Source organism: Kitasatospora sp. MBT66 (genome assembly GCF_000710405.2).
In the GTDB taxonomy this organism is placed as follows: Bacteria; Actinomycetota; Actinomycetes; order Streptomycetales; family Streptomycetaceae; genus Kitasatospora; species Kitasatospora purpeofusca.
In genome coordinates this window covers 54906-61005 of sequence record NZ_JAIY01000008.1, presented here as the reverse complement: position 1 = coordinate 61005, position 6100 = coordinate 54906, and the positions used below count along the sequence as shown (strand labels likewise).

The 6100-nt window shown below is 73.6% G+C and carries 4 protein-coding genes; 3 read left to right on the top strand and 1 reads right to left on the bottom strand.

Annotated features, from left to right (window positions below; genetic code table 11):
* Positions 1-336: 336 nt before the first annotated feature.
* Together guaB and BI06_RS21435 are read left to right on the top strand one after the other, a co-directional pair.
* Entirely contained in the window at positions 337-1842 is a 1506-nt protein-coding gene (guaB, locus tag BI06_RS21440; protein WP_030393339.1) for an IMP dehydrogenase, read from the top strand.
* 202 nt (positions 1843-2044) lie between these two features.
* Positions 2045-3172 (top strand): GuaB3 family IMP dehydrogenase-related protein, encoded by a 1128-nt coding sequence (locus BI06_RS21435; RefSeq protein WP_030393340.1) that lies wholly within the window; start codon positions 2045-2047, stop codon positions 3170-3172.
* A 108-nt stretch (positions 3173-3280) separates the two neighbouring features.
* Here BI06_RS21435 and BI06_RS21430 read toward each other — a convergent pair whose 3' ends face one another.
* Positions 3281-3898: a hypothetical protein gene (locus tag BI06_RS21430; RefSeq protein ID WP_043470724.1), complete on the bottom strand. Its 618-nt coding sequence runs from the start codon at positions 3896-3898 to the stop codon at positions 3281-3283.
* Positions 3899-4152: 254 nt separating this feature from the next.
* On the opposite strand from BI06_RS21430, the gene BI06_RS21425 reads away from it, so the two are divergent.
* The gene (locus BI06_RS21425) at positions 4153-6099 is read left to right on the top strand and encodes a serine/threonine-protein kinase (protein ID WP_043470723.1); all 1947 of its coding nucleotides are present in this window, start codon (positions 4153-4155) and stop codon (positions 6097-6099) included.
* Position 6100 lies beyond the last annotated feature (1 nt).

The following is a 6100-nucleotide window of genomic DNA, read 5'->3' as shown; positions in this document are numbered from 1 at the left end:
AAGGGTGGGGGCACCTCCCGGCCGGAGGCTGGGGGAGCGAGGGAGCGACGACCGTCGGCGCCGGACGGGAGCGCCCCGGAGGCGAGCGGGCGAAAACATGGAATGGCTCATGGTGGGCGGGTGTTGTCAAGGGCAGCACGAGGACCCATTCGCGGTGCCAGTACCATGGGGTATCGGCGTCTGGGCGGGTCGCCAAAGTTCCGACGGTGCGCTTGGGGTTCCCCTGGAGGATCCTCCAATGGACACCGGGCTTTCGGCGGTCCGAGTGAGCTGATGACTGCGCCCCCACCCTCAGGGCGTGAGCGGATTAGGCCGGCCACGGAAGGTACCCCCGAAATGTCTTACAACGCCGCAGGCGTACCCGAGAAGTTCGCGATGCTCGGGCTCACGTACGACGACGTCCTGCTGCTGCCGGGGGCGTCCGAGGTGCTGCCGAACCAGGTCGACACCTCCTCGCGGGTCTCCCGCAACGTGCGGGTGAACATCCCGCTGCTCTCGGCCGCGATGGACAAGGTCACCGAGTCGCGGATGGCGATCGCGATGGCCCGTCAGGGCGGCGTCGGCGTTCTGCACCGCAACCTGTCGATCGAAGACCAGGCCAACCAGGTCGACCTGGTGAAGCGCTCCGAGTCCGGCATGGTCACCGACCCGATCACGGTCGGCCCGGACACCACGCTGGCCGAGGCCGACGCGCTGTGCGCGAAGTTCCGCATCTCCGGTGTGCCGATCGCCGACGAGGGCGGCAAGCTGCTCGGCATCGTCACCAACCGCGACATGGCCTTCGAGTCGGACCGCAGCCGCCGCGTCCGCGAGATCATGACCCCGATGCCGCTGATCACCGGCAAGGTCGGGATCTCCGGCGTCGACGCGATCGCGCTGCTCCGCCGTCACAAGATCGAGAAGCTGCCGCTGGTCGACGACGAGGGCCGGATCAAGGGCCTCATCACCGTCAAGGACTTCGTCAAGGCCGAGCAGTACCCGAACGCGGCCAAGGACGCCGAGGGTCGGCTGCTGGTCGGCGCCGCCGTCGGCGCCAGCGCCGAGGCCTTCGACCGCGCGCAGGCGCTGGTCCAGGCGGGCGTGGACTTCCTGGTCGTCGACACCTCGCACGGCCACAGCCACAACGCGCTGTCCTGGATCGCGAAGATCAAGTCGGCCGTCGGGATCGACGTGGTCGGCGGCAACGTCGCCACCCGTGACGGCGCCCAGGCGCTGATCGACGCCGGCGTGGACGGCGTCAAGGTCGGCGTCGGCCCGGGCTCCATCTGCACCACCCGCGTGGTCGCCGGCATCGGCGTCCCGCAGGTCACCGCGATCTACGAGGCGGCGCTGGCCTGCCAGGCGGCCGGCGTGCCGGTCATCGGCGACGGCGGCCTGCAGTACTCCGGCGACATCGGCAAGGCGCTCGCCGCCGGTGCCGACACCGTGATGCTCGGCTCGCTGCTGGCCGGCTGCGAGGAGTCCCCGGGCGAGCTGCTGTTCATCAACGGCAAGCAGTTCAAGTCCTACCGCGGCATGGGCTCGCTGGGCGCCATGCAGACCCGCGGCCAGGCGCGCTCCTTCTCCAAGGACCGCTACTTCCAGGGCGAGGTCACCAGCGACGAGAAGCTGATCGCCGAGGGCATCGAGGGCCAGGTCCCCTACCGCGGCCCGCTGTCCGCCGTGCTGTACCAGCTGGTCGGCGGCCTGCGCCAGACCATGGGCTACGTGGGCGCCGCCACCGTCGCCGAGATGGAGAGCAAGGGCCGGTTCGTCCGGATCACCTCGGCGGGCCTCAAGGAGAGCCACCCGCACGACATCCAGATGACCGTCGAGGCGCCGAACTACACCAGCCGCGGCTGATCGAACGCTCGGACGCGACTTTCGGAGGGCCCGTCACCGACCGGTGGCGGGCCCTCCGGGCCGTCCGGGCGCCGGCGCGTGGCCGGTCCGCGGCCGGTCCGGGGGGCGGGGCGGCGCCGTGCGGCCGCCGGAGGGTACGGGATACTGGGGGGCGGCCGGGGTGACCCGGCCTGCATGAGCAATACCAGCAGAAGGGCTCGAAGTGACTGAGATCGAGATCGGGCGTGGCAAGCGCGGCCGCCGGGCGTACGCCTTCGACGACATCGCCGTCGTCCCCAGTCGCCGTACGCGCGACCCGAAGGAGGTCTCGATCGCCTGGCAGATCGACGCCTACCGTTTCGAGCTGCCGTTCCTGGCCGCGCCCATGGACAGCGTGGTCTCCCCGCAGCAGGCCATCAACATCGGCCGCCTCGGCGGCCTGGGCGTGCTGAACCTCGAGGGCCTGTGGACCCGCTACGAGGACCCGCAGCCGCTGCTCGACGAGATCGCCGCGATCACCGACGAGGCCGCCGCCACCCGCCGTCTGCAGGAGATCTACTCCGAGCCGATCAAGGCCGAGCTGATCAAGCACCGGATCCAGGAGGTCCGCGACTCGGGTGTGGTCACCGCCGCCGCGCTCTCGCCGCAGCGCACCGCCGAGTTCTCCAAGGCCGTCGTGGACGCCGGGGTCGACGTCTTCGTCATCCGCGGCACCACCGTCTCGGCCGAGCACGTCTCCGGTGCCGCCGAGCCGCTCAACCTGAAGCAGTTCATCTACGAGCTGGACGTCCCGGTCATCGTCGGCGGCTGCGCCACCTACACCGCCGCCCTGCACCTGATGCGCACCGGCGCGGCCGGCGTGCTGGTGGGCTTCGGCGGCGGCGCCGCGCACACCACCCGCAACGTGCTGGGCATCCAGGTCCCGATGGCCACCGCCGTCGCCGACGTGGCCGCGGCCCGCCGCGACTACATGGACGAGTCCGGCGGCCGCTACGTGCACGTCATCGCGGACGGCGGCGTCGGCTACAGCGGCGACATCCCGAAGGCGGTCGCCTGCGGCGCCGACGCGGTGATGATCGGTGCCGCGCTGGCCCGTGCCACCGACGCGCCCGGCAAGGGCTACCACTGGGGCATGGAGGCCGTGCACGAGGAGCTGCCGCGCGGCAAGCGGGTCGACCTCGGCACCGTCGGCAACACCGAGGAGATCCTCACCGGTCCGTCGCACACCCCGGACGGCACCATGAACCTGTTCGGCGCCCTGCGCCGGGCGATGGCGACCACCGGGTACACCGAGCTCAAGGAGTTCCAGCGGGTCGAGGTGACCGTCAACCCGGCGCTGCACCACCGCTGAGCCGACCGCTCCCGTCCGAGGCCCCGTCGCAGCGCGCGACCGGGGCCTCGCGCCGTTCCGGGGCCGTTCGGTGGCTCCTCGGTGGCCGTTCGGGGCCGGGCGGACCCGCTACTGGCGGGTGGCGGCCCGGCGGGTCAGCAGGAAGCCGCCGATCACGGCGATGCCGTAGAAGACCAGGTCCAGGGTGCGGCGGTCGGCACGCCAGAGCGGGAGGGCGTCGCGGAGCAGCTCGCCGTACCCGGTGCCGGCCAGGTGGTGCAGCCGCCGGGTCTGCCCGAGCAACTGGCCGAGGAACAGCGCGCCGGACGCCAGCACGGCGCCCAGCGGCGGCAGCAGCCGGCCGGTGCCGCCGAGCCGGCCGAGCGGCCAGGCCACCGCGGCCGCCGGGGCGATGGCCAGCCAGCCGACGGTGGTGTGCGCGCGGATCGGCGCGCAGCCGAGGGCCGCCGCGCCGGCCAGCATCGCCAGGACGGCGATCGCCACCGCTGGGCCGGTCCGCCCGCGCCCGCGCCGGCGACGGCGGCCGAGGGCGTCCGGGGCGGGTGCCGCGTCGGCCGCCGGGGCGGGGTCGGCCGGGTCGACGGGGTGGTAACCGGCCACCGGGGCACCGGGCATACCGGGGGCGACGTACCCCTCCGGGGTCTCCGGTTCCGGTGCGACCGAGAAATGCCGGGCGGTCGGCGGCCGGTTCGACTGGCCGTCAGCGCCCGGTGCGGATGCGGTCATGGACGTCCTTTTCCCCCCGGAAAGACGGTGAGCTGCCGAACGTTAGCAGTGGCCGGAGCCGGTCGGACAGAGTTTTCGATCACAGATCGGGCACGGAGCGCCGCCCCGGTCCGGGGGCTGACCAGGGTGGCCGGGGGCCGGGTGGCCGGGCGCGCGCGGGACAGGGGATGATGGAGGCTTGGGCGTTCGGGCCCGACGCCGGTCCGACGTGCCGTCATCACGACCGCCAGCAGCACAGTGGGGGAACGTTCCGAATGACCCAGGCGCAGGGTTCCACCGGCCGCCTCCTGGCCGGACGCTACCGGCTGGACGCGGTGCTCGGTCGTGGTGGCATGGGCACAGTGTGGCGCGCCGAGGACGAGATGCTGGGCCGGACGGTCGCGGTCAAGGAACTGCGGATGAACGCCAGCGTGGACGAGGACGAGAAGCACCGGCTGATCGTCAGGACCCTGCGCGAGGCCAAGGCGACGGCGCGGATCCGGCACTCCTCGGCGGTCACCGTCTTCGACGTGGTCGAGGAGGACGACCGGCCGTGGATCGTCATGGAGCTGGTCGAGTCCCGCTCGCTCGCGGACGTCATCCGGGAGGACGGCCCGCTGGCGCCGGCCCGGGCGGCGGAGATCGCGCTGGACGTGCTCGGCGTGCTGAGCGCCGCGCACGCGCACGGCATCCTGCACCGGGACGTCAAGCCGTCCAATGTGCTGATCGGCGAGGACGGCCGGGTCGTGCTCACGGACTTCGGCATCGCCAGCGTGGAGGGGGACTCCTCGGTCACCTCGACCGGGATGCTGGTCGGCGCGCCCTCGTACATATCCCCGGAGCGGGCCCAGGGACAGAAGCCCGGACCGCCGGCCGACCTGTGGTCGCTGGGCGGCACGCTGTACGCGATGGTCGAGGGCCGGCCGCCGTACGACCGGGGCTCGGCGCTGGCCACCCTGACGGCGGTCATGACGGAGGAGCTCACCGCGCCGGTGAACGCCGGGCCGCTGCGGCCGGTGGTCGAGGGGCTGCTGGCGAAGGACCCGGTGGAGCGGCTGACCGCCCCGCAGACCCGGTCGATGCTCAAGCGGGTGGTCGCGGAGGCGACCGCGCGGGCCGAGTCGACCACCGAGCACGCGGTGCCGGTGGCGGGCGCGGGCAGCGACACGGGCAGTGGCACGGGCAGTGGCACGGGCGGTGACACCGGCGCGGGCGGCGGCAAGGCCGCGGGCAAGGGCGGCAAGCCGCCGGTCGGCGGACTGCTCGGGACGGTCCGGGTGGGCAGCCGGGCCGGGGACGCCGGGAGCGGGGAGACGCCGGTGGCACCGGCCACCCCGGAGGCACCGGAGGACGGGGCGGTACCGGTGGGGTCCGGGGAGACCTCGGCCGAGGCGGCCAGGCCGGTCACCAGTGAGTGGACGCTGGGCGCGACCCAGGCCGCCGGGGCCGACCCGCGCACCGGCCGGCGGCGGCTGGCCGTCGCGACGGCGGTGGTGGTGCTGCTGCTGATCGCGGGCCTGATCGTGCTGCTGCAGGCGTTCGGCGGCTCCGAGGACGGTTCGGCCGAGGGCGCGCGCGGCACCGCGCCGGTGGCGGCGGTCACGGACGGCAGTACGGACGGCGCCGCGCCGGCGACGGCGTCGGAGAGCACCGGCCCGGGGGAGGCCCCGGCACCCGCGCCGACCACCGCCGCCCCGGCGGCCCCGGTCGCCACGCCGACGCCGACGCCCACGCCGACTCCCAGTGCCACCCCGACGCCGACGCCGACCGGGGCCGTGGTGCCGGCCGGGTACCACGAGTACAAGGACCCGTCCGGCTTCTCGATCGTGCTGCCCGACTGGCTGCAGCCGACCGGCTCCGACGCGAACCGCCGTACCTTCAAGGGCAACGGCAGCACCCTGCGGGTCGAGTGGACGACCACGCCGGGGGCCAGCGCGCTCGCCGACTGGCAGGCCTCCGAGCCGGGACTGCGCGGGCAGGTGAGCAACTACCAGCGGGTGCAGCTGCAGTCCGTCGCCTACCGGGAGTGGACCAACGCGGCCGACTGGGAGTGGACCAACGGCACCCCCAGGACGCACTCGCTGAACCGGGGCTTCGTCACCGGCTCCCCGGCCAAGTACGGCTACGCGATCTACTGGACCACGCCGGACGCGGACTGGTCGGCGGCGCCGAACGCGCAGGCACGGCAGACGGCGTTCGACACCTTCCAGCCGGCGCCGTAAC

What these genes read in the sequence shown, in the direction of transcription:
- guaB (WP_030393339.1), top strand. Translation starts at nt 337, where the DNA reads ATGTCTTACAACGCCGCAGGCGTACCCGAGAAGTTCGCGATGCTCGGG.
- BI06_RS21430 (WP_043470724.1), bottom strand. Translation starts at nt 3,898, where the DNA reads ATGACCGCATCCGCACCGGGCGCTGACGGCCAGTCGAACCGGCCGCCG.
- BI06_RS21425 (WP_043470723.1), top strand. Translation starts at nt 4,153, where the DNA reads ATGACCCAGGCGCAGGGTTCCACCGGCCGCCTCCTGGCCGGACGCTAC.